At 68.0% G+C, this 21,500-nt stretch carries 16 protein-coding genes; 9 read left to right on the forward strand and 7 right to left on the reverse strand.

The features are described from left to right. The first annotated feature begins 25 nt into the window (after positions 1 to 25). Genes VGK20_01010 through VGK20_01020 form a run of 3 tightly spaced genes read left to right on the forward strand, consistent with a single transcriptional unit; the run spans position 26 to position 1,578 of the window. Positions 26 to 148: a hypothetical protein gene (locus VGK20_01010; protein ID HEY2772606.1), complete on the forward strand. Its 123-nt coding sequence runs from the start codon at positions 26 to 28 to the stop codon at positions 146 to 148. Continuing rightward, positions 145 to 1,086, forward strand: coding sequence for a DUF5996 family protein (locus tag VGK20_01015; GenBank protein ID HEY2772607.1), 942 nt, complete (start codon positions 145 to 147; stop codon positions 1,084 to 1,086). Before VGK20_01010 ends, VGK20_01015 begins: the two co-directional genes overlap by 4 nt. A 39-nt stretch (positions 1,087 to 1,125) precedes the next feature. After that, the gene (locus tag VGK20_01020) at positions 1,126 to 1,578 is read left to right on the forward strand and encodes a hypothetical protein (protein HEY2772608.1); all 453 of its coding nucleotides are present in this window, start codon (positions 1,126 to 1,128) and stop codon (positions 1,576 to 1,578) included. A gap of 63 nt (positions 1,579 to 1,641) precedes the next feature. Here the strand turns inward: VGK20_01020 and VGK20_01025 are convergent, their stop codons facing one another. Then, a complete protein-coding gene (locus tag VGK20_01025) occupies positions 1,642 to 3,747 on the reverse strand; it encodes an ABC-F family ATP-binding cassette domain-containing protein (GenBank protein HEY2772609.1) in 2,106 nt (701 codons plus the stop codon). 91 nt (positions 3,748 to 3,838) lie between these two features. Between VGK20_01025 and VGK20_01030 the strand changes: the two genes are divergently transcribed. Both VGK20_01030 and VGK20_01035 read left to right on the forward strand, forming a co-directional pair. Further along, positions 3,839 to 5,161, forward strand: coding sequence for a patatin-like phospholipase family protein (locus VGK20_01030; GenBank protein ID HEY2772610.1), 1,323 nt, complete (start codon positions 3,839 to 3,841; stop codon positions 5,159 to 5,161). 4 nt (positions 5,162 to 5,165) lie between these two features. Beyond that, a complete protein-coding gene (locus VGK20_01035; protein HEY2772611.1) occupies positions 5,166 to 5,972 on the forward strand; it encodes an SDR family oxidoreductase in 807 nt (268 codons plus the stop codon). 110 nt (positions 5,973 to 6,082) lie between these two features. On the opposite strand, the gene VGK20_01040 is transcribed toward VGK20_01035, so the two are convergent. Beyond that, entirely contained in the window at positions 6,083 to 8,230 is a 2,148-nt protein-coding gene (locus VGK20_01040) for a molybdopterin-dependent oxidoreductase (GenBank protein HEY2772612.1), read from the reverse strand. Positions 8,231 to 8,340: 110 nt separating this feature from the next. Here VGK20_01040 and apaG point away from each other — a divergent pair, with 110 nt between their 5' ends. Further along, positions 8,341 to 8,724, forward strand: coding sequence for a Co2+/Mg2+ efflux protein ApaG (gene apaG / locus VGK20_01045; protein ID HEY2772613.1), 384 nt, complete (start codon positions 8,341 to 8,343; stop codon positions 8,722 to 8,724). Between the two features lie 118 nt (positions 8,725 to 8,842). Here the strand turns inward: apaG and gorA are convergent, their stop codons facing one another. Next, positions 8,843 to 10,204, reverse strand: a complete 1,362-nt coding sequence (gene gorA, locus VGK20_01050; GenBank protein HEY2772614.1) for a glutathione-disulfide reductase — start codon at positions 10,202 to 10,204, stop codon at positions 8,843 to 8,845. A gap of 641 nt (positions 10,205 to 10,845) precedes the next feature. Between gorA and VGK20_01055 the strand changes: the two genes are divergently transcribed. Further along, positions 10,846 to 11,247, forward strand: coding sequence for a nuclear transport factor 2 family protein (locus tag VGK20_01055; protein ID HEY2772615.1), 402 nt, complete (start codon positions 10,846 to 10,848; stop codon positions 11,245 to 11,247). 60 nt (positions 11,248 to 11,307) lie between these two features. Here the strand turns inward: VGK20_01055 and VGK20_01060 are convergent, their stop codons facing one another. From VGK20_01060 to VGK20_01070, 3 genes are all read right to left on the reverse strand, one after another. Beyond that, on the reverse strand, positions 11,308 to 12,087 hold the full coding sequence (locus tag VGK20_01060; protein HEY2772616.1) for a PD-(D/E)XK nuclease family protein: 780 nt from the start codon (positions 12,085 to 12,087) through the stop codon (positions 11,308 to 11,310). A gap of 153 nt (positions 12,088 to 12,240) precedes the next feature. Then, complete coding sequence (locus VGK20_01065; protein HEY2772617.1) at positions 12,241 to 13,110, reverse strand: hotdog fold thioesterase; 870 nt, start codon at positions 13,108 to 13,110, stop codon at positions 12,241 to 12,243. Beyond that, a complete protein-coding gene (locus VGK20_01070; GenBank protein ID HEY2772618.1) occupies positions 13,107 to 16,556 on the reverse strand; it encodes a mechanosensitive ion channel domain-containing protein in 3,450 nt (1,149 codons plus the stop codon). Before VGK20_01070 ends, VGK20_01065 begins: the two co-directional genes overlap by 4 nt. 250 nt (positions 16,557 to 16,806) lie before the next feature. Here VGK20_01070 and VGK20_01075 point away from each other — a divergent pair, with 250 nt between their 5' ends. Continuing rightward, entirely contained in the window at positions 16,807 to 17,613 is an 807-nt protein-coding gene (locus tag VGK20_01075) for a ribonuclease HII (protein HEY2772619.1), read from the forward strand. Between the two features lie 125 nt (positions 17,614 to 17,738). Continuing rightward, positions 17,739 to 18,788 (forward strand): aldehyde reductase, encoded by a 1,050-nt coding sequence (locus tag VGK20_01080; protein HEY2772620.1) that lies wholly within the window; start codon positions 17,739 to 17,741, stop codon positions 18,786 to 18,788. 54 nt (positions 18,789 to 18,842) lie between these two features. Here VGK20_01080 and VGK20_01085 read toward each other — a convergent pair whose 3' ends face one another. Continuing rightward, a complete protein-coding gene (locus VGK20_01085; GenBank protein ID HEY2772621.1) occupies positions 18,843 to 21,146 on the reverse strand; it encodes a DUF4215 domain-containing protein in 2,304 nt (767 codons plus the stop codon). Between the last annotated feature and the right edge of the window lie 354 nt (positions 21,147 to 21,500).

Genomic DNA, 21,500 nt, shown 5'->3' on the forward strand with positions numbered 1-21,500 from the left:
GCCGCCATGCTATCGAGGATTGGCCATGTCGAAGAAGGAGTCGATCGAGCTTTCGCACCCTTGCGCGCACGTGACGCGCGACACTCCCCGCCAGGCCCAGCGTCCGCCTCGCGGTTGTCTCGACGACGAATTCCTCTTCGAAGGATGAAGGCCGTGGACAAAGACTGGCCGGAGCTCCCGTACGCTGCGTGGAAAGACACGTACGCGACCCTGCACCTGTGGACGCAGATCGTCGGCAAGGTCCGCCTCGCGCACAACCCGTGGCTGAACCACTCGTGGCAGGTCACGCTCTATGTCACGCCGCACGGCTTGACGACGGCAGCGATCCCGCGCGGCGAGCGCGCCTTCGAGCTCGCGTTCGACTTCATGGATCACCTGCTGCTGATCCACACGAGTGATCGGCCGACGCGCCGCATCCGGCTCGAGCCCAAATCGGTCGCCGACTTCTACGGCGAGCTGATGGCGACGCTGCGCGAGCTCGACCTCGCAGTGGAGCTCAACACGATGCCGTGCGAGATCGCGCAGCCGACGCCCTTCGAGCTCGACCGCGCGCATGCCTCGTACGACAGCGAATACGCACAGCGCTTCGGCCGCGTCATCTGGCAATCGCACCGCGTGCTCGAACGCTTTCGCAGCGGGTTCATCGGCAAGGCGAGCCCGGTGCACTTCTTCTGGGGCAGCTTCGATCTGGCGGTTACGCGCTTCTCGGGCCGGCGCGCGCCGCTCCATCCCGGAGGCGTCCCGCATCTGCCCCGGCGCGTCGCGCAGGAAGCGTATTCGCACGAAGTGAGCAGCGCCGGCTTCTGGCCCGGCAACGCCGACATCGACGCGTCGTTCTACGCGTACGCCTATCCCGAGCCGGAAGGTTTCCGCAGTGCGCGCGTCGCGCCGAAGGCCGCGCGCTTCGAGCCCACGCTCGGCGAGTTCGTCCTGCCTTACGCCAGCGTGCGCGAAGCTCGCGATCCGGATGCCGCCCTGCTCGAGTTCCTGCAGGCCACCTACGCCGCTGCCGCGGATCGCGCGCGCTGGGATCGCGCCGCGCTCGAATGCGACATCGGCCAGCCGGGAATCCCGCGCACGCTGTAGCGTCCGGCCGCCCTCGCGCGTGCTACAATCGGGCAAGACATGACGCCCTTCGCCGATCTCCTGCGATACCTCGCTACCGCCGCCCTCGGCATCTTCCTCGGCTCGCAGCTTACCGAAGGCATGGTGCTGCTGCCCTGGTGGCGCGCGCTTGCGCCCGAGCAGTTCCTGCTCTGGTACGCCGACAACGGCCAGCGCCTGCTCGGTTACTTCGGACCGCTGACGACGGCGACAACGCTGCTCGCGGTCGCAGCGGCGTCCGCGACCGGGTGGGCGGGCGGCGCCGGCCTCGCGGGCGAGTCGCTTGCGGCGATCCTGATGATCGTCGTCGTCGCGAGCTTCTTTCTTTACTTCGAACGCACCAACCGCGGCTTCGCGACCGGGACGATCGCGCCGGGCGCAGTCGCCGCGGAACTCGAGCGCTGGAGTACGTGGCACTGGGCGCGCACCGCGCTCGCGGGATTTGCCTTCGCCGCGTCGCTGGTCTCGGCGTGAACGACGGCGCGGGCAGCGGCGCCGACTCACCGCCGATCCAGCCTTCGTGCACCTGCCCGCGTGTCAGCCGCGGATTTCGGCGAGCGAGGCCTGCGCTTGCTCCCACCGCAGCATCAGCTCTTCGAGCTTCTTCTGGTCCTCGGTGTAGGCCGACAGCAGCGATCCGTAGCGCTGCTGGTCCGCGTAGATCTCCGGCTGCGACAGCTCGTTGCTGCGACCCGCCTGCAGCGTCTCGATTTCGGCGATGCGCGCCTCGTACTCCTGCACGCGTTTTTCGAGATCGCGAAGTGTTCGCTGCGCCTCGCGGTCCTTCGCACGCTCGCGCGCCTTCTCGTCCTTCGCGCCGCGCGGATCGACAGGCGCAGCTGCTGGCGGCATCGCGGAAGGCGCCTCGAGTTTCCGCAGCTGGGTATCGGCATTCGCCGCTTGCCTGTCGCCCTTCGCTCCCGTCTTGACCGCTGTCGCTGCCGCTTTACCCGCGTTCGCCGCCGCCTTGCCGGCTTTCGCTTCTGCCTTCTCCGCTTTGGCCTCCGCCCGCGCCGTCTTCTCGGCGCCCGATCTCTGCTGGGCCAGGTGGTAGAGGAACTCGTCCATCGTGCCGGGGAATTCCTCGACCACGTGCTCGTGGACGTACCAGACGCGGGTCGCGAGATGACGTACGAAGCTGCGGTTGTGGCTGACGAAGATCAGCGTCCCGTCGTAGGTCGCCAGCGCCTCGGCCAGCGCTTCGGAAGATTCGAGATCCAGGTGGTTGGTGGGCTCGTCCATCAGCAGCAGGTTGCCGGGATCGACCATCAGGCGTGCCAGCGCGACTCGCGCCTTCTCGCCGCCGGACAGCACCGCGATCTTCTTGTCGACGTCGTCGTCGGAGAACAGGAAGGTCCCGAGCACGTTGCGCACCTGCGTGAGGTCGTCGTAGGCGCTGTTCTGCCACACTTCGTCGAAGACCGAGTTTCGCAGGTCGAGCCGTTCCGTCACGTGCTGGGCGTAGTAGCCGACCTTGACGTTGTGGCCGAGGCGGAAACCGCCCGCGGCCGGCGCGATCTCGCCAGCCAGGATGCGCAGCAGCGTCGTCTTGCCGGCGCCGTTGGGCCCGATGATCGCGACCTTGTCGCCGCGGCGCACGATGCCTTCTGCATGCTCGAACACGTCGATCTCGCCGTAGCGGTGCCCGAGGTCGCCCAGGATCACGGTATCGACGCCGGCTCGCTGGCACGGCGGAAAACGGAAACGCAGCGTACGCTCGCTGCCGAGCAGGTTCACGTCCTCGAGTTTCCCGAGCATCTTGACGCGGCTCTGCACCGCGGCCGCCTTGTTCGCCTGCGCGCGAAATCGCGCGATGAAGCGCTCCGTCTGGTCGCGCAGCCTCTGCTGGTTGACCGCGCGGCGCTCGAGGATCTCGGCCTCCTCCGCCCTTTGCCGCTTGTAGTCCTCGTAGTTGCCCGAGTACTGGCGCACGCCTTCGGGCTCGTAGGAGACGATTCGCGTGACCTGCTCGTTCAGGAAGTCCCGGTCGTGGCAGATCAGGATCATCGCGTTTCGGTAGCGACGCAGGAAATCGGCGAGCCAGCCCACCGTCGTCACATCGAGGTGGTTGGTCGGCTCGTCCATCAGCAGAAGGTCGGGCTTCTGGAACAAGAGCGACGCCATCACGGCGCGCATCTTCCAGCCTCCGCTGAATTCGCCGAGATCGCGGGTTGCGTCGCCGCTGCGAAAGCCGAGGCCGTCCAGGATGCGGTGCGCCTCGTGCGGCGAGTAGTTCGAGTCGAAGTGCGCGACGTCGTCGTGCAGGGTGGCCAGCTTCTCGGCCAGCTCCATCTGCTCGGCCTCCGTCGTCGCTTCGGCCAGCTCGTGCTCGACCAACTCCAGCGTCGACTCGAGGGCGGCGCGGCCGGGAACGCTGGAGAGCACGGAATCGACGAGGCTGCGGCCGCCGGCCACCTCCAGCTCCTGCGGCAGGTAGCCGATGCGGATCGCACCGGCGCGGCGCACGGCGCCGCGGTCCATTTCCTGCTGGCCGACGAGCACGCGAAGCAGCGACGATTTACCCGAGCCGTTGCGCCCGACGAGGCCGATGCGGTCCTCTTCGCCGATCCTCAGGTTGAGGCCGGAAAAGATCGAGCGCCCGCCGAAGGCAAGCTCACAGTCTTCCATCACGACGAGCGACATCGAAACCGTCGTTTGTACGGAGCACGCGGCACCCGGGCAAACGCCGCGAACGTCGCGCTGTCATTGCGGCCGTGGCCGCGCCGGCGGCAGCATGCTCCGGTGCATCGCGCGCCTCGCGTGGCGCGGCGTGCTATCGTGCCCCGTCGTGCCCGGCGCCGTCGCCCCTGCCGGTGAGAAGCCGGCCCGCAAAAAGCGCATGGCGCTCGTGCTGTCGGGGGGCGGCTCCCGCGGCGCGTACGAGGCCGGCGTCGTCTCGTGGCTCTTCGAAAACATCTATCCGAAGCTCGGACGCGACTTCGAATTCGACATCGTCAGCGGCACGTCGGTCGGCGCCATCCATGCAGCGTACGTTGCGGCGTCGTCGGGGCTCGATCCGCGCGAGCGCGCGAACGCGATCGTCGAAACCTGGCGCAACATGCGCTTCGACACGGTGCTGCGGCTGTCGTGGCGGGACATGTTCGGGATCCCGCTGCGCAGCGCGGGCTTCGGGCGTCCCAAGGCGCGCGGGGGTGCGGACCAGTCGGAGTCGATCGGCGGACTCGTCGACATCGCGCCTCTCGAGCAGCTGGTGCGCGAGCGGATCCCGTGGCACCGGCTTCGCGCCAATCTCGCGGCCGGGCGCCCGTCGGTGCTGTGCACGGCGGTCACCGAGGTCAACACCGGTGTCGTGCGCGTGTTCCTCGACGGGCCTGGTGCCGATACCACGCCGTGGCTCTACGATCCTCACGTCGACGCGGTAAAGACCGAGATGACCGACCTGCACGTGCGGGCTTCGGCAGCCATTCCGTTCCTGTTCCCGTCGGTGCGCATCGGCGGCAGCTACTACGTCGACGGCGGCCTCAGGCTCAACACGCCGCTGTCGCCGGCGGTACGGCTGCAGGCCGAAAAAGTACTCGTCGTCGGGCTCAAAAAGCGCGTGAGCAAGCAGACCCGCGACCCGTACTGCGACGCGGACGCACTGACCCAGCCGGCGTTCCTGCTCGGCAAGCTCCTCGACGTGATCCTTCTCGATCCCATCGAGAACGAGCTGCACCAGCTCGAGATCGTCAACGCGATGCTGGCCGGCGGCAAGGCAACGTTCGGCGACGACTTCATCGAGCGCATCGCACCGACGCTTCGCGCCGTGCGCGGAGTCGGGTACAAGCCCATCGAGTTCTTCATGCAGAGCCCGTCGGAAGACATCGGCCGCATTGCCGCGGACTGCTACCACCGCAGCAACGGCGACCTGCACTCGCGGGGAATGATCGCCGCGATGATCAAGCTGGCCGCGACGATGGGGGTACCGAAGGACGAGGCGGATTTCCTGTCGTACATCTATTTCGACCGGGTGTTCACCGACCGGCTTCTCGAGCTCGGCCGCGACGATGCCAAAGCATCCTCCGATCGCATCCTCGCGCTGCTGCAGGACGACTGACGCGATGCAACTCGGGCTACAGGGCAGGCGCGTGCTCGTGACCGGGAGCTGGCGAGGGACCGGAGCCGCTACCGCGCGTGCGTTCGCCGCCGAAGGCGCCGACGTGTTCGTGCACGGGTTCGACGAAGGCCAGGGGCGCGCCGTCACGGGCGAGATCGTCGCGGCCGGCCGGTTGGCGCGCGACGTGGACGGGGACATCACTACGGCAGCGGGAGCGGCGCGGGTGGCCGACAGCGTGCTCGCGTCGGGGCCTCTCGACGTGCTCGTCAACAACTACGGAATCGCCAGTGGCGGAAGCTGGGATCATTGCGACGTCGACCACTGGCAGCAGATGTACGAGCGCAACGTGCTCTGCGGCGTGCGCATGGCGCGCGCGTTCGTGCCCGCCATGCGGGAGCGCCGCTGGGGCCGCGTGATCTTCGTCGGAACGGTGGGCTCGGTGCGGCCGCGCGCGGTGATGCCCGGCTACTATGCGGCCAAGGCCGCGCTGCCGGCTGTCGTGCTGAGCCTTGCCAAGGAGCTCGCCGGCACGGGGATTACCGTGAACTGCGTGAGCCCCGGCGTGCTGAGGACCGCGGAGGTCGAAGCGCATTTTCGCGCGCGCGCCGCACGCAAGGGCTGGGGCGAGGACTGGAACGAAATCGAACGGCGAGCGGTGGCCGAATCGGTGGGCGCCGGGTCGGCGGCTTCGCGACTCGGGCTGCCGGAGGACGTGGCCTCGGCGGTCGTGTTCCTCGCCAGCGACGCAGCCTCCTACATCAACGCAGTCGACCTTCGTGTCGACGGCGGCGCCGCCGACTGCGTGCGTTGAATGCGGACAGAATGGGGTCAGGCACCAGCGGCTGCGATGCCGAGACGAATTTGTAGCGTCACTCCGGCCGCTGGTGCCTGACCCCACGGCCGCTGGTGCCTGTCCCCAGTCTACGCGACGGCAGGCTCGCAGGCGCTGACGCGCACCGGCACTCCGGTCAGCACGCCGTTGCCGACGAGGCCTTCGACGATGCTCTCATCGGTGAGATCGTTCATCGATGCGCCGGGGTGGGCGGCGGCGTTGCGCGCCCGGATTCCCTTGCGATCGTGACCGAATCCGTGCGGCATGCTGACGACGCCCGGCATCATCTCGTCGGTCACCGCCAGTGGCAGCGACACGCGTCCGACGCGGCTTTCGACCGCCACCAGGCGCCCGTGCTTCAAACCAAGACGCTCGGCATCGACGGGGCTCATCAGCAGCGTGCACCGCTCGGGTCCCTTGATCAGCGTCGGGCAGTTGTGCATCCACGAGTTGTTGGAGCGGAGCTGGCGACGCCCGATCATCAGGAAGCCGTTGCTGGCCGTTCCCGCATCGAACCCGCCGCCTGAAAGCGCCGCATCCAGCCGCGCGATCTCGACGTCGATCTCCGGGTGCGCAAGGTGGATGCGACCGTCGTCGTGGCGCACCGCGCGCTCGATGCCGCCTTCCTTCATCGGGCCGAGGTCGATTCCCGCCGGACTGGCCTTGATGTCCTCGAGCGTCAATCCGTAGGGACCGCTTGCGAGCAGCATCGCGATGAACTGCTCGGGCGGAGTCGAATACAGCGCGTCGGTAGTGTTCTCGATCGGCTTTCCACCGGCGGCGACCGAGTCTTCGCTGCGCAGCCGCGTCAGCTCCGCGCAAAGGCGGCCGCAGATCTCGATCTCGCTCAGGCTTTCGGCGGCGGGCTCGAACACCGGCCCGCAGTACTTGGTCGTGTCGCGCACGGCGAGCTTGTGGAAGACCAGGCTGTAGTGGTCGTTCTCGAGCGCGTGGCGAGGCGGCAGGATGACGTCGGCAAAGCGCGTCGTCTCGTTGAGCGCCGGATCGATGCTGACCATGAACTCGAGGCCGGCGAGCGCGCGCTCCAGGCGCGCACCGTTCGGAGTCGACAGCGCAGGATTTCCGGCAATCGTCAGCAGGCCGTGGATCTGGCCGTCGCCAGGCGTTTCCATCTCTTCGGACATGCAGGCTGCAGGCAGCTCGCCACCGAATTCGGGAAGACCGCGCACGCGCGAGCGCCAGCGCCGGTACGTGCCCTTCGACGAATAGACGGCAGCCGGGCTCGGGAACATCATGCCGCCGGGGCGGTCGAGGTTTGCGGTGACGATGTTGATGATGTCGCCGAGCCAGCTCGCCAGCGTGCCGTACTCCTGGACGCAGATTCCGATGCGCGTGTAGCACGCGGCGCCTTCGGCCGACGAGAATTCGCGCGCCAGGCGCACGAGCGTCTCGGCGTCGATGCCCGTCGCCGCAGCGACGCGCTCGGGAGGGAACTTCTTGGCAATCGCTTCGATCTCCGGAAGGCCGAGCACCCGGCCTTCGGCGGCACCGAGGCGAGCGCGCCCCTCGCGGAAGATCACCGACAGCAGCGCGAGCAGGAACAGCGCGTCCGTGCCGGGCCGCAGGAAGACATGCTCGGTGGCGGCCTCGGCCGTCTCGCTGCGTCGAGGATCGACGACGACGATGCGCCCGCCGCGCTCGCGGATTTCGCGAAGGCGCTTTTTCATTCCGGGCGCCGTCATCAGGCTGCCGTTGGAGACGAGCGGATTGGCACCGAGGATCAGCAGGTAGCGGGTGCGATCGAGATCGGGGATCGGGATCGAGAGCTGGGCGCCGAAGACGAGGTAGGCGGCGAGCATCTGCGGGTACTGGTCGACCGTCGATGCGCTGAAGCGGTTCCTGGTGCCGAGCAGGCGAAGCAGCGGCGGCATCGCCAGCATCGCCGGAAGATTGTGCGCGCTCGGATTGCCGACGTAGGTCCCGAACGAGTCGTTGCCGCTTCGCTTCTGCACACCGTGGATGCCGCGTGCGGCGTGCGCGATCGCCTCGTCCCACGAAGTCTCGCACCAGGCCTCGCCGTCGCGGATCATCGGGCGCCGGATGCGGTCGGCGTCCTCCCACGCATCACGCAGCGCGTTGCCCTTGGGGCACATGTAGCCGCGCGACAGCGGATCGTCCTCGTCGCCGCGGATCGACAGGATGCGTCGTCCCTCGGTTTCGATCAGCAGGCCGCAATGCGCTTCGCAAAGGTTGCAGGTCCGGTGGTGGGTCGGCATCGGCGGATCCTTCCACGGATGGCTCCTCCGTGGAAGGCCCACTGCAGACCACCGTGGCAGGGGCCACCTTGCGCTTGCGCATCTGGTGTCCTTTGGCTTTATTTAGCCACGTGACGAAGGAGACGACCCAGGGCATTTCGGTCGAAGTCGAGTCCTATTTCGTGCCGGAGCAGTCCGACGCCGTGCTCGACCGTTACGTTTTTGCCTACCGGATCCGGATCTCGAACGAATCCGAGGTCACCGTGCAGCTCACGCGCCGTCACTGGTACATCGCCGAGGGCGACGGAACGGTGCGCGAGGTCGAGGGTGAGGGCGTCGTCGGCGAGCAGCCCGTCATGGCGCCCGGGGAGACCCACGAGTACATGAGCGGCGCGATCCTGCAGGGGCCGGTCGGCAGCATGCACGGCACCTACGAGATGCGCCGCGAGGACGGTACTGGCTTCTTTGCCGTCATCCCGAAGTTCACGCTGCAGATGCCCCGCACGCTGCACTGACGGGCACCTGCCGACGCGGGCAGTAGGCCGGCCATCGGCCCTGCGGGCTTTACGCCCGGGCCATCGGTCGGGCGCGCCGCAGGCGCGGGGCATCGGGCGTGCGGGCAATGCGCCCGCACTAGCGCAACGTCACCAGCTCCTCGGCCGTCGTCGGGTGGATGCCGACCGTGGCATCGAAGTCGCGCTTGGTTGCGCCCATCTTCACCGCCACCGCGAAACCCTGGATGATCTCGGGAGCGTCGCGGCCGATCAGGTGGCAGCCGAGCACCCGCTCGTCGTCGCGGCGAACGACGAGCTTGACGGTCGTCTTCGCATCGCGCCCCGTCAGGTTGTGAAGCATCGGCCGGAACTTCGCCTTGAAGACCTGGATCGCCTCGTCGCCGTAGCGCACTCGCGCTTCTTCCTCCGAGAGCCCGACCGTGCCGATCGGCGGATCCGAGAAAACGGCCGACGGAATGTTCTCGTAGGTCATCGGGACGCTGCGGCCGCCGTAAATGCGGTCGGCCCAGAGCCTTCCGGCATGAATGGCGACCGGTGTCAGCGGGCTTCGGCCGGTGACATCGCCGATCGCGAAGATCGTCGCCGCGGCCGTCGAAGCGTCCTCGCCGCAGACGATGTTGCCGAGCTCGTCCAGCGCGACGCCCACCTGTTCCAGGCCGAGCTCCTCGGTGTTCGCACGGCGTCCGGTCGCGTAGAGCATGCAGCGCTCGACGCTCAGCGTGCAGTCTCCGTCCGGCCCGACGAGGTCGAGCACGAAAGTGCCCGACGGCGTTTTGGCGATGCGCCGGACGTGGGTACGAGCGTGCACGAACATGCCCGAGCTTCGCATCGCAGAGTCGAGCTCGCGGCGCAGGTCGCCGTCGAACCCGCGCAGCGGGAGCTCGCCGCGATACACGAGGTGCACCTTGGTGCCGACGGCCTGGAACACGCCGCCGAGCTCACAGGCAATGTAGCCCCCGCCGATCAGCGCGACGTCGCGGGGCTGGTGGTCCAGCTCGAAGAAACCGTCACTCGTGATCACGTGCTCGATGCCGTCGATCGACGGCAGGCTCGGGCGCGATCCGGTCGCAACGAGGATACGCCCGGCAGTGACGGTAACCCCGTCGATCGTCACTTCATTCGGGCCGCTGATGCGCGCATGGCCGCGCAGCAGGTCGACGCCGGCCTGCCGCAGCAGCCGCTCGTGGGTTTCCTCGAGTCCGCGCACGTTGGCATCGCGGGCGGCGACCAGCGCAGCCCAGTCGAGACGGGCATCGCCGCTGCTCCAGCCGTATCCCCGCGAATCTTCGAACGCGTGCGCGAAGTCGGCCGCGTAGACCATGAACTTCTTCGGCACGCAGCCGCGGATCACGCAGGTTCCGCCGACGCGGCCCTGTTCGATGATGGCAACGCGCGCGCCGTAGGACGCGGCGCGCTTGGAGGTGGCCAGGCCGCCGCTGCCGGCGCCGAGCACGACCAGGTCGTAGCGGGCTTCTGTCACCTGGCGGACCTACTCAAAGCCGCAAGGAGGCTCAAGAACGGGAACGGTCCGCCGGGGGCGGGTGAAGGCACAGGCAGGGACCGTAAGCAGCTGCTCACCCGGACGGGTGGCAGCGGAGATCGCGACGGGGCAGGGCAGCAGCCGCGATCAAAAAACCGTTACAATCCGGCGACTTGGCGTTAATTCCAAGACGCCTTTCGGGTGGGGCCCTGCCGGGCCCCACCCGTGAAGGCGCCCGGTTTGCGCCGAAGGAGGCAAGAGGCGCGAGGCAAGATTGCCGCCGACCGTGCTCGCAGCCAACAGCCATCCGAAAGTTTCTCCGGCGGCCGTGGAAAACTCGCCATTTGTCGAGGCTTCGGCCTGCTTCTCGACGCGCCGCGCGCGACCCGCGCCGACCCCGTCCGCAAATGGCTCCGCGCAAACTCCTGAGTTCAAAGGGGAATCGCAAAGGCCCGGCGAAGATGCGGAATCCTTCGAGCATCGGCGGGGGTTTTTCGGGAAACCCATGGAATGTCCGGTAGTTGCGCGTCGTATTCCCGCGGCGTACCGGCTGCGGGGCGCCGCGGGGTGCCCGCACGGCCGCCCGGGCGGGCTGCGTTGCCTTTGGGGCCCCGGTCGGTCACTAGGGGCAGGTGGAGACGTTGACCGACCCCATCGTCGAGGCCGCCATCGCCTCGTACTTCCAGACCATCACTTCTCGCGACAAGGGCGCATGGATCGCACTGTTCGCGACCAGCGCCGTCGTTCACGAGCCGGCCGGAACGATTCCAGGCGAAGGACGAGAAGGTCTCGAGCAGGTCTGGCAAGTGTTCACCGGTCCGTTCTCGCGCTTCGAGATTCGCAGCGACGAAGTGTTCTACGCGGCAAGCGGAGCCGCGACGCGCTGGACGGCGACGGCGGCCATCGCCGGCGGCCGCAGCACCCGCTTCCACGGAATCACGGTGTTCGAGCTCGACTCCGACGGGCGCATCCAGACGGTGATGTCTTACTGGGATCCCGCGGCCGTGCTGATCCATCTGGCCGGCGGCGACGACGAGGCCTGACGGCATCCGATTCGCCGACTTCCGCGCCGCGACGGCGCGACGACCCGACACTGCGCGAGGCTACCGCACGCGTGGCCGGTACGACTCGCAGAGATCGTTGTAGCCGCACCAGTCGCACAAGGCTCCGGGGCTGGTGGGGAACACGCTCGCCTCCCCTGCCATGCGGATGCGCGCGACGAGGCGGCGGCGCGTCTCGGCCGTGTCCTCGCGCCGGATGCGCCGGCTCTGGGTGCTGCCGTTGCGAAGGTACTCGAGCGTCAGCACGAGCTCATCGGCCGTTGTCTGCTCGAACATCGCGATCGCGTACGCCTCGAGCTGGTCGGCGTCCTTGCCGGTGAAGCTCGACGGCGGCCGCCCGCCGGTCTTGTAGTCGATGATGTGGGTCGTGCCGCGCGCGTCGCGCGCCAGACGATCGATGTAGCCCTGGAAGCGGGTACCGGGCTCGATCTCGAGCACGAAGTGCTTCTCGATGCCGACGGTTTCCAGGCTGTCGCTGCGGAAGCGGTCCTTGTGGAAATCCGCGAGCATCGCTGCCCCGGACCGGCGGTATTCCTCGACAGCGGTGCCCTGGCGTATGACCTTCAGGCTGCCGCGCGCCGCCGCGAATTCGCGGTCGAATGCGGCAGTGTACTCGCGCACGGCCTCGTCGGCCGCGCGCAACCTGCCGTCGCCCTTTTCGCGGAACAGCCACTCGATCGCCTCGTGGACCCGCTGGCCCATGAACGCTTCGATCGACTGGAAAGCCTCGCGTACTCCGTCGAGATAGCGGTACCGGTACCTGCGCGGGCACTGCTCGAACGTCGTGACGCGCGAAAAGCTGAACGTCTCGGCCGCTGCCATCGCCGATCCAATGACGGCTGGCACCGGACTGCGCAATGACAGCGTGTGCAGCAATCGCCATCCGCGCCGCCGTCATTTCGGATCGGAATGGATCCCGATTGCTGCAGGCGCCGGCGACGCCGGGGTGCGGAAAGGCGCCGACGCAGCGCGCTGTTACGGCCACGCTGCGAAGCGGTAGGTCACCAGCGCCGTCATTGCGACGGACGCGGCGGCAGGTGCAGCGCCCGCCGCAGTCTCCTGCAGAGGTCCGATCTCAATCCGCGCCGACTTGATCGAACCGCCGTCGGCAATCGCCCAACCGGTGGCGACGGCGGGGCCGGCCAACGGCCTTGCGAACACGGCCGCCAGCGAAAGCGTCGCGCTGCCGCGCACGCGCTCGTCGAGCGAAGGCACGCACGCAAGGGCCGAGCAGGTATCGGCAAGGGAAACGAGGGCTCCAGGATCGATGGCGCCGCCGAGCCCGGCGTTGGGACCGAGCGGCATCATCATTTGCGCCGACGGCGCGCGATGGGAGCGCACCACCGCACCCATCGAGCGCGAGAACGGCGAGAGGAACTCCGCATCGTTCGAAGGGACGGCGAAGCTGTCGCGCGAGACGACAGCGCCTGCGCCAGCGGCTTCGAGCGTGCGAATGACCATGAGGGCGGACGCGACGATGCGGCCGCGGTCGCTGGCGACCTCGACTTCGACGTGCACGACGTCGCGACCCCTTGCCGTCATGCGCGCCGTGGCATGCAGCCCTTCTTCTCGTGCCGCCGAAAGATACGCGATGCTCGCGGACACGGGCAGCGCGCTGGCCTCGCGGCCGCGGTCGCTGGCGACGGCGACCAGAGACGCCGTCCAGATCGACAAGGAGGCCGCCACGCCGCCGTGCACGAAGCCCTGGGCGTTGGCGAGGTCCGCGAGATAAGGCACCGAGGCCGTCGCCGTGTCCGTGAGCACGTCGCCGCAGCGAAGACCGAGTCGCGACGCGTAAGGCGTCGCCTCGAGAAGGCCCGCCAGACGGTGGGCCGCGTCGATCACGTGGCCTCGTCCGGCTGCTGGTGCAGCAGGGCCCGGACGAGCGCGGGATCGGCCAGGCGCACGTTGACGTCGCGCTGCGGGAACGGGATGTCGATCGAGGCCGCGCGCAGGCGCCGCTCGATGTCGACGAGCAGCTCGTGGCGCGTCGAGCCGAGCTGTTCGGGGCCGGGAAGGAATACGCGCAGCTCGAACTCGAGCGCGTTCTCGCCGAAGCGGGTAAAGGCCGCCATCGCCGCAGGATTCTCGAGGACGGTGGCGCACTGCTTGGCGACTTGCTGGAGAATGCGCACGACCGTGGCCGGATCGCTGCCGTAAGCCACTCCCACCGGAACCACGAGCCGTACCGTCGAGTCGTGCAGCGACCAGTTGACGAGCTTGCCGGTGATCAGCTCCTTGTTCGGCACGATCAGCTCCTTTCGATCGCCGTCGAGGATCGTCGTCGCACGCATCTCGATGCGCGTGACGATGCCGGTGACGTTGTCGATCGTCACCATGTCGCCGATGCGCACCGGGCGCTCGAACAGCAGGATCAGGCCGGAGACGAAGTTGCCGAAGATTTCCTGCAACCCGAAGCCGAGGCCGACCGACACGGCCGCGACGAGCCACTGCACGTGCGACCAGTCGACGCCGAGGTTCGCAAGCGCGAACACCGAGCCGGCAATGAAGACGAGGTAGCGCGTGACTGCCTGGATCGCGTATCGAAGACCGCGGTCCAGGCGGGTCCGCGAAAGCACGGCCAGCTCGAGGAGAGCCGGAAGGTTGCGCGCGCCGAAAATGGCCAGCGAAGCTCCGGCCAGCGCGAACAGCAGGCTGGCTACCGTCACCGGCACCTGGGTCGTGACGACTTCGGTGTGCGCGGCGTCGCCGCTGCCGACGGTGCGCTCGACGCCCGAAGCGACCTGCCACAGCTCGACCTGCTCGAACAGGCGCAGCGCAGGAAACACGTCGACCCACACCGAAAAAAGGCCCGCGAACAGCGCAATGGCGAAGACGACGCGCAAGAGCGCGCGGGTCTGCGACGAGATGCGGGTGACGGCTTCCGTGCCTGTCTCTGCCGCATCGGTCGCACCGGCTACCGCAGCCCCGTCCACGTCGCCCAGCACTTCGTCCGGCGGCGCCTCGGTCTTGGCCTCCAGCCAGCGCAGCACCGCCGCGTTGGCCACGATGAACGCGAGGATCACCAGCGCGCTCAGCCACAGGCACCGCGTCAGCACGAAGGCCGTGTAGTAGTACCCGGAAAGCGCGATGCCGACGACGACGGCCGCGATGGCCGACGGAAGCCACGACGAGCGCCTGAGCAGGGGGCGCATCCATTCGAGATCGGTGCGGCGAAGCACCTGCTCGACGAGGTTGCCGTCGGGAGCGAAGAGGCGATGCGCCGCCACGCCGCCGGCTCCGACCGCGAAGCAGAACGCGCCGCGCCCGAGTGTCTCGCTCCAGCCCTGGTTCGGCTGCGCATCGAGCAGCACCGCGACCGCGAAAGCCGGAAACGCGACGGTCTCGACGAAGACGATCTGGCGGCGCACCAGCGCAAGCGATGCGCGAGGCCAGTCGAGGAACGCCGCGATGGGCCCTTTCTCCCCCGCTCCGCGACGGATCAGCTCGGCGACGAAGAGCGGGAAAGCCAGCGACCCCAGCAGCGTTGCCAGCGCGCTGGAAAAATCGTCGGCGGTTGCCGGTGCAGCACGCAACATCCAGCCCGCCAGCCACACAGCAAAGGGTCCCGGCGCCGCCAGCAGCAGCGCGAGCGTGACCACGAGCAACGGAGCGGGAAGCAGCGACGAACCCGCGGCGCGCGACAGGCACAGCCCCGCGTGCAGGCGCCTCATGCGGCGGCGGTTGGAGACGAGCAGCAGCAGTGCGAGCAGCCCGAGCGACGTCGCGAGCGAATCGTAGCGGGCACTGGCGAGCACGCGCTTGGCGGCGGCTTCGAGGTTGGCCGGATCGACGAGCCAGACCGCCGCGTCGCGCCAGTCGCCGACGTCGCCGATACGGGTGGGCGTCGTGTTCGGGATCCACAGCACGTGCTGGTCGAGGAATGCCTGGTAGTCCTCGAGAAGCGCAACGAGCTGGGTTTCCTTCGCGTCCAGATCCACGAGCGAAGCGAAGTACGTGTTCACGTCGCGGATTAGCGCATCGAGGTAGGTGCGGCGGGTTTTCAGGGCACCTCGTGCCGACGCCTCGATTTTCGCGCGGTCGTCGGCGGCCAGCGACGGCGCCTGGTTGGCCAGGATCGTTTCGACTTCGGCCTCGACGCGCGGCAGGGCCTTCAGCATGTCCTCGAGGTTGAGGCTCTCGAGCTGCACGTCGGAAATTTCTTCGCGACGCGCGCGCAGGTCGGCGCGCGCGCGATCCGGATCGGCAAGCTCGCCCTTTTCCTTGCGCAGCAACAGCCCGATCGCGTCGGTGAGCCCGGCGGCAGCGACTTTCTGGTGCACTCCCTTGGAGCGCTCTTCGAGCTGCTGGAGCTCTTCGCTGACCGCGGCGTTCCTGCGCGCAGCTTCGTCGAGCTTGGCACTGAGGCCGCTGTCGCCCGTTCTTTCGGCGGCAAGCCGCGCGTTCTCGGTCGCCAGCTCGCCGAGCAGCGGATGCACGCGAGCGAGCGAGGCCTGGTCGGCGTTGGCCTCGGCCGCGGCCTGCTCCGCTTCGTGAACGCGCCGCGACGCGAGCGCAGCCTGGATCTCGGATACGCGCGCCGAATACGTTTCGGCCTTGCGCCGCAGCAACTCTCGCCGTGCGGCGAGAAGCTCGCGACGCAGCTCCTGGGTCGCAAGCTCGAGGTCGAGGGCCGCCGCCTGCTCGCCGCTGGCTTTCTGCGTCGCCAGAGCAAGGGCACGCCTGGCGAGCATCGATTCGACCGAACCCGTCGGAAGCGGCGGAAGCGCGATTTCGCCGCCGGTGCTCTCGCGCGCCGCATCGGCGGCGGCCATTTCGGCCGGAAGGCTCTGGCGCCGGTCCGAAAGCTGGGTCTGCTCGGCGTCGACGTCCGCGAGTCCCTTGCGCACGACGTTCAACTTCGCGTCGATCTCGGCCAGAGCGGTCTCCAGTTCGGACTGCGTGTCGTCGCCGGAGACGGGCGGAGTGAGCTGGGCCGGCCACGCCTCGGTTTCCTTGCGCGTGGTCTCCAGCGTCCGGGGCCCGTCGCGCTGCAGCCGTTCGAGCGCAGAAGCCCTCTGCTTCCATTCGCTGGCCAGCTCGAGCTGGTCGATCGCCGAGCCGTAGTCCCTCAGGAGCGCGGCCGTCGCATCGTCGGGCGACAGGTTGGCGGCCTGCAGGTTGCGGATTCTTTCCTGGAGGGACGGGACGGCCAGATCCAGGCCGGCCCCGACGCTGGCGACCACCTGGTCGTCGCGAGTCACGGTCTCGGCGCGCGCCAGGCCCGCGCCGGCAAAAAGAATCGCGGGCAGGGCAAGGCAGGCGCAGGCCAATCGCAGTCGGACTGTCATCAACGGATGCGGTAGGCCGGGAGCAGCCCGGCAAAACCTTCCGCGACGGATTGTTAGCCCAGAAGACCTAAAGAGAGAACTTACGGGGTCCCGTATGAATACCCGCACCGGCCTCCGTCCGCCGGCAGGCGGGACCGGACGCAATTCAAATACCTTGCAGGGTTTCGGTGAAAAACTTCGTGCACGATGCCTTCGAACCCCTTGCTGAGGCTGTTGCGAACGGCAACATTCGGACATCGTGGAGGAATCAATGGCCGCCGTGCGACCCGCAGCGCCGTCGCTGGCAGAGATCCGGCGCCTGCTTTCGAACCCGCTCTGTGATCCGGATTTCATCGAATCCCTGCGCGATGATCCGCGCGACTCCGTCGCCTCGTTGCTGGTGGCAGCCGAGCGGCGCCGCGAGCGCCAGGAAGAAGCGCAGGACCGGACCGACGAAATGCTGGCGATCGAAAAGGAGCTGCAGGCAAGCGGCCGTTTCGTGATCGCCGGCGTCGACGAGGCGGGGATGGGACCGCTGGCCGGGCCGATCGTCGCGGCCGCCGTGATCCTCGGGGATATGGCATCGTTCCGCGGCATCCACGACTCGAAGAACATCGGAGCGGCGCTTCGCGCGAGCCTTGCCGTGCAGATCCGCCGCAAGGCACGCAGCGTTTCGATCGGCATCGCCGACGTCGACGAAATCAACGAGCTGAACGTCTACCACGCGGGCCTTCTGGCCATGCGACGCGCCGTCGAAGGGCTCACGCAGAGGCCGGACCACGCGCTGGTCGATGCACGCCGGATCCCCGACATTGGCATCGAGCAGAGCTCGTACATCCGTGGCGACTCGCGGAGCCTTTCGATCGCCGCTGCGTCGATCATCGCCAAGACCCACCGCGATTCGCTGATGGACGAGCTCGACGTGCGCTTCCCCGGCTACGGGTTCTGCCGGCACAAGGGCTACGCCACGCCGGAGCACCAGTCTGCCCTGAGAAGGCTCGGTCCGAGTGCCGTCCACCGCACGTCCTACGATGCGGTGCAGGAGCTGGTCTCCGGCGGTCGCCAGCTCGACGACTGACCCTTTTCGTCTCTCGTCCTGTCTCCTCTTTTCCTCTTCGTGGGCCGATCCGCACGAGGCTGGACCGCCGCATGGCGCCGGCATAGTTTCCACGCGGCATCGACATACCGCTGCGGAGGACCACGATGACGGAAGGCGACAAGGGACTGGTTCTGGTGACCGGCGCATCGGGATACATCGGCGGTCACGTCACCCGCGAGTTTCTCGAGCACGGCTACCGCGTACGCGGAACGGTGCGCAGCCTGGCCAATCCGAAGAAGGTCGATCACCTGCGCGAGCTCGGCCACGCCTGCGGCGGTCGCCTCGAGCTCGTCGAGGCCGACCTCGACAGGGAAGACGGATGGAGCCTGGCCGTCGCAGGCTGCACCTTCGTCGAACACGTCGCTTCCCCGTTTCCCGCGGCGGCTCCCAAGGACGAAGACGAGCTGATCCGGCCGGCCGTGCAGGGAACGCTGCGCGTGCTCGGTGCCGCCGCCGAATGCCCGTCGGTGCGGCGCGTCGTCATCACGTCGTCGGTGGCCGCCGTCGCTTACGGCCACAGTGACCACGCCGATCGCGTGCTTACCGAAGACGACTGGTCGGTGGCCGAAAACTGCGAGGCTTACCAGAAGAGCAAGACTCTCGCGGAACGATCGGCGTGGGACTTCGTCTCGCGACTGCCCGAATCACGCCACCTGGAGCTCGTCGTCATCAACCCCGGATTCGTCGCCGGTCCGCTGTCGGGGCCGGAAATCGGCACGTCGGGCGAAGTCGTTAGACGCCTGATGAAGCGCGAGCTGCCCGCCTGCCCGGAGATCGGCTGGGCCGTCGTCGACGTGCGCGACGTCGCGATCGCCCATCGCCTTGCGACCGAGACGCCCGGCGCGGCCGGCAACCGTTTCATCGCCGCCGGCGACCACATGTGGATGCAGGACATCGGCAAGCTGCTTGCGCACGAATTCAACGCGCAGGGATACAAACCGCCGACGGGGCATCTGCCCTACCCGCTGCTATGGCTCGCGTCGCGCTTCGACTCGAGCATCCGCCTCGTGCTCCAGTACGTCGGCAAGCGCGAGAGAGTCTCGCACGAAAAAGCCGCGCGAATGCTCGGATGGCAGCCACGCCCGGTACGCGAGACGTTCGTCGACATGGCGCGCAGCATGATCGACAAGGGATTGATCCCGGCGCCGCGATGAAGAGGGGACAGGCGCCAGCTCGCTGGTGCCTGTCCCCATCCGTTGTCGCACCGGTCAGAACCCGGTGAATCTCTGGTGGACGAGCTCGGCGTTCTGCCCGACGTCGATCGAGAACGCCGTCGTTCCTCCACCGAGAAGCGCGCCCGTCCACGTCGTGCCCGCGACCAGCTTCACGCGCGCATCCGGGCAGAAGATCGTGCCCGCGCCCACGTTGTTCTGGCCGATTTCACATTTCGACAGCCCGCTACCCCTGCCGTAGATCAGCAGGTGGTCGGCCGTCAGGCCGTTCGTGAGGTTCCACTGCCAGCCGATGTTCGTGTTGAGGGAGTTCTGCACTCGCAGGATCATCACGGACGCGGAATTGCCTCCGCCGTCGAGGTTCAGCGTGACGCCGGTGCCACCGGTGATGTTGTCCACGTCGATCACCGACAGGCCGCCGGCGTGCACGACGGTGATCGTGGCCGTCGCGCTGGCCGGCAGGGTCGACAGCGTCGGCCCGAGGTCGGCGTCCGCGCTCAGCATGTCGAGAAGACCGGCCACGCTCGTCGAGATCGCGAGCTGGGCCTGGGCACACTGGTCGATGCGCGCGTCGTTGCCCGTCGTGTCGTAGACGGTCGGCGCCGGGGTCTTGGCCTGGATCGTACCGGCAGGCACCGACGTCACCGACGTTCCGGGAAGAATTTCGCCGGACAATCCTTCGACCAGCGCATCGTTGGTCAGGACGTCCGCCCCGTCGATGTTCGCGGTGGCATCGAAGGTTGCCGCGGGATTGGCCGCATCGCCCTGCTCGAGAACGATGTCCCCGGTCATGACCGAGGACTGGCCCCAGGTGCCGAGGTCTCCGCACCAGTCTCCGCTCGAGCTGGCGCCCTGCTCGAGGAACAGCGCACGGCTGCCGCCGGTGCCGTCGGTGGGATTGCCGACGACGGCCCAGTGGCAGGCCGCGCCGGTGACGACGTACGAGGTGGCCGTGCAGACGCCGGACTGGCAGTCGGAGCCGTTCGTGCACTCGTCGCCGTCGTCGCAGGACGTTCCTTCGTGGGCCGGAAGCTGCGAGCAGGTGCCGGCGCCGTCGCACTGGGGAGACAGGCAGGCGCCTCCGGGCACGCCGGGGCAGGTGCTGCCCAGGGCCTCGAAGGTGCACGAGGCGCTGCAGCAATCGCCGCTCACGTTGTTGCCGTCGTCGCACTGCTCGGTGCCGCTCACGTGGCCGTTGCCGCAGATCGTGCAGCTGTTCGTGCATCCGTCGGCGTCGTTGTTGTTGCCGTCGTCACACTCTTCGCCTGGATCGGTGACGCCGTCGCCGCAGTTCGGCAGCTTGCAGTCGGTGCGGCAGGCGCCGGGCGTGGTGTTGCTGTTGTCCGGCCCGTTGTCGCACTGCTCGGTGCCGTTGTTGTTGACGACGCCGTCCCCGCAGAACTCGCTGGCGCAGAACGCGGTGCAACCGTCGCCGCTGACGTGGTTGCTGTCGTCGCATTCCTCGCCGGCCTCGAGCACGCCGTTGCCGCACTCGGGACAGCTCGTGTTGGAGATGCCGTCGTCGAAAAGGTCGCAGTCGCGTGCAAGGCCGTACGCGAAATTGAAGATGCGGCAGATGCGGCACTTCATGCGGCCCTTGCTGCACGTCGAAATTCCGGCCGCGTCCATGCCGTCCCCGTACACGCTGCAGACCGGTGTCAGGCCGGGGAACATCGCCGCGAGGCTGCCGGCCGGGCACTTGCTCACGAGCTTGGACTGCACGAGCGACACGGATTTGGCAATGCGGCCGCGTGTGTCGGCGACGATCGCGTCCAGGCACGCGGCGAAGCCCGCATTGCTGATGATCGACCCGTCGCGCAGCCCGTTCTTCAGGCAGTCTTCGACCGCGCGGTGCATCGAGTCCTCGAGCTTCCTCCATGTCGCCGGAAGCGTGGACGAGCAGCGCCCCGAGGGGTCGCTCGCGGCGCTGCCGGCCAGCGCCGTATCGAGATCCAGGTCGAAGGCGTCCACCGACAGCGCGCGGTTGTCGTTTTCGTAGCTGTCGGAAGTCGTCGACGGATCGGTGAAGCCGAAGTCGGGCGGCGTCGAGCAGAAGTCGGTAGCGGCCGCATCGACCTTGGACCTGGCCTTGGCGATCTTTCCCTGGATGTCGTCCGCTTCACAATCGTCCGCCGTCTGTCCCGACGGAAGAGTTCCGGTGGCGCCCTTGTGGACGCACTGGGAGATCTGTTTCAGCACGGTACCCGAGATCTTTCGCGCCGACTTGACGACTTTCTCCAGGCAGGCCTGCTGGGCCTTGCTCTGCACCTGGGCCGGAGCCGGTGTCGCGGCCGACAAGGCCAGCGCCACGAAAATCGAGGCGAAGCGGATGCTTTTCATGTGTCCCCCAAAGACGAGCCGCCGCAGCACGGCGTCGCGGCGTCGTTCCCATCGAGACTAGCGTCCCAAGGGACGGCGGAGCAAGACGGTGGGTGCAGGGGCCGGATGCAAAGCGATCTGCGCGGCCGGCACGGCAGGTGCGACCCCTGACCGGCCGTAAAATTTCCTAGGAAGTCGTAAGTCTGAACGTGGCGCTGTCCGCATCAGCTTTTTGCGGCATTTTGCGGCTGGCGGACAGCGTTTCTCCTGTTGCACTGGCAAGGCCATCCGGGCCATAAGTCCTGTGGGGACGCGCCGTGTTCGGCGGCGCGGTCCGTGCCGGGCAAGACGGCTGCGCAAGCTCCGATCCTTGCC

This window comes from Candidatus Binatia bacterium (genome assembly GCA_036493895.1).
Classification (GTDB): Bacteria; Desulfobacterota; Binatia; order UBA1149; family CAITLU01; genus DATNBU01.

Coding starts and splice junctions, on each gene's coding strand:
- VGK20_01080 (HEY2772620.1), top strand. CDS start 17,739: ATGACGGAAGGCGACAAGGGACTGGTTCTGGTGACCGGCGCATCGGGA.
- VGK20_01085 (HEY2772621.1), bottom strand. CDS start 21,146: ATGAAAAGCATCCGCTTCGCCTCGATTTTCGTGGCGCTGGCCTTGTCG.
- VGK20_01010 (HEY2772606.1), top strand. CDS start 26: ATGTCGAAGAAGGAGTCGATCGAGCTTTCGCACCCTTGCGCGCACGTG.
- VGK20_01060 (HEY2772616.1), bottom strand. CDS start 12,087: ATGGCAGCGGCCGAGACGTTCAGCTTTTCGCGCGTCACGACGTTCGAG.
- VGK20_01035 (HEY2772611.1), top strand. CDS start 5,166: ATGCAACTCGGGCTACAGGGCAGGCGCGTGCTCGTGACCGGGAGCTGG.
- VGK20_01075 (HEY2772619.1), top strand. CDS start 16,807: ATGGCCGCCGTGCGACCCGCAGCGCCGTCGCTGGCAGAGATCCGGCGC.
- VGK20_01025 (HEY2772609.1), bottom strand. CDS start 3,747: ATGTCGCTCGTCGTGATGGAAGACTGTGAGCTTGCCTTCGGCGGGCGC.
- VGK20_01020 (HEY2772608.1), top strand. CDS start 1,126: ATGACGCCCTTCGCCGATCTCCTGCGATACCTCGCTACCGCCGCCCTC.
- VGK20_01070 (HEY2772618.1), bottom strand. CDS start 16,556: ATGACAGTCCGACTGCGATTGGCCTGCGCCTGCCTTGCCCTGCCCGCG.
- VGK20_01040 (HEY2772612.1), bottom strand. CDS start 8,230: ATGCCGACCCACCACCGGACCTGCAACCTTTGCGAAGCGCATTGCGGC.
- VGK20_01015 (HEY2772607.1), top strand. CDS start 145: ATGAAGGCCGTGGACAAAGACTGGCCGGAGCTCCCGTACGCTGCGTGG.
- VGK20_01030 (HEY2772610.1), top strand. CDS start 3,839: ATGCTCCGGTGCATCGCGCGCCTCGCGTGGCGCGGCGTGCTATCGTGC.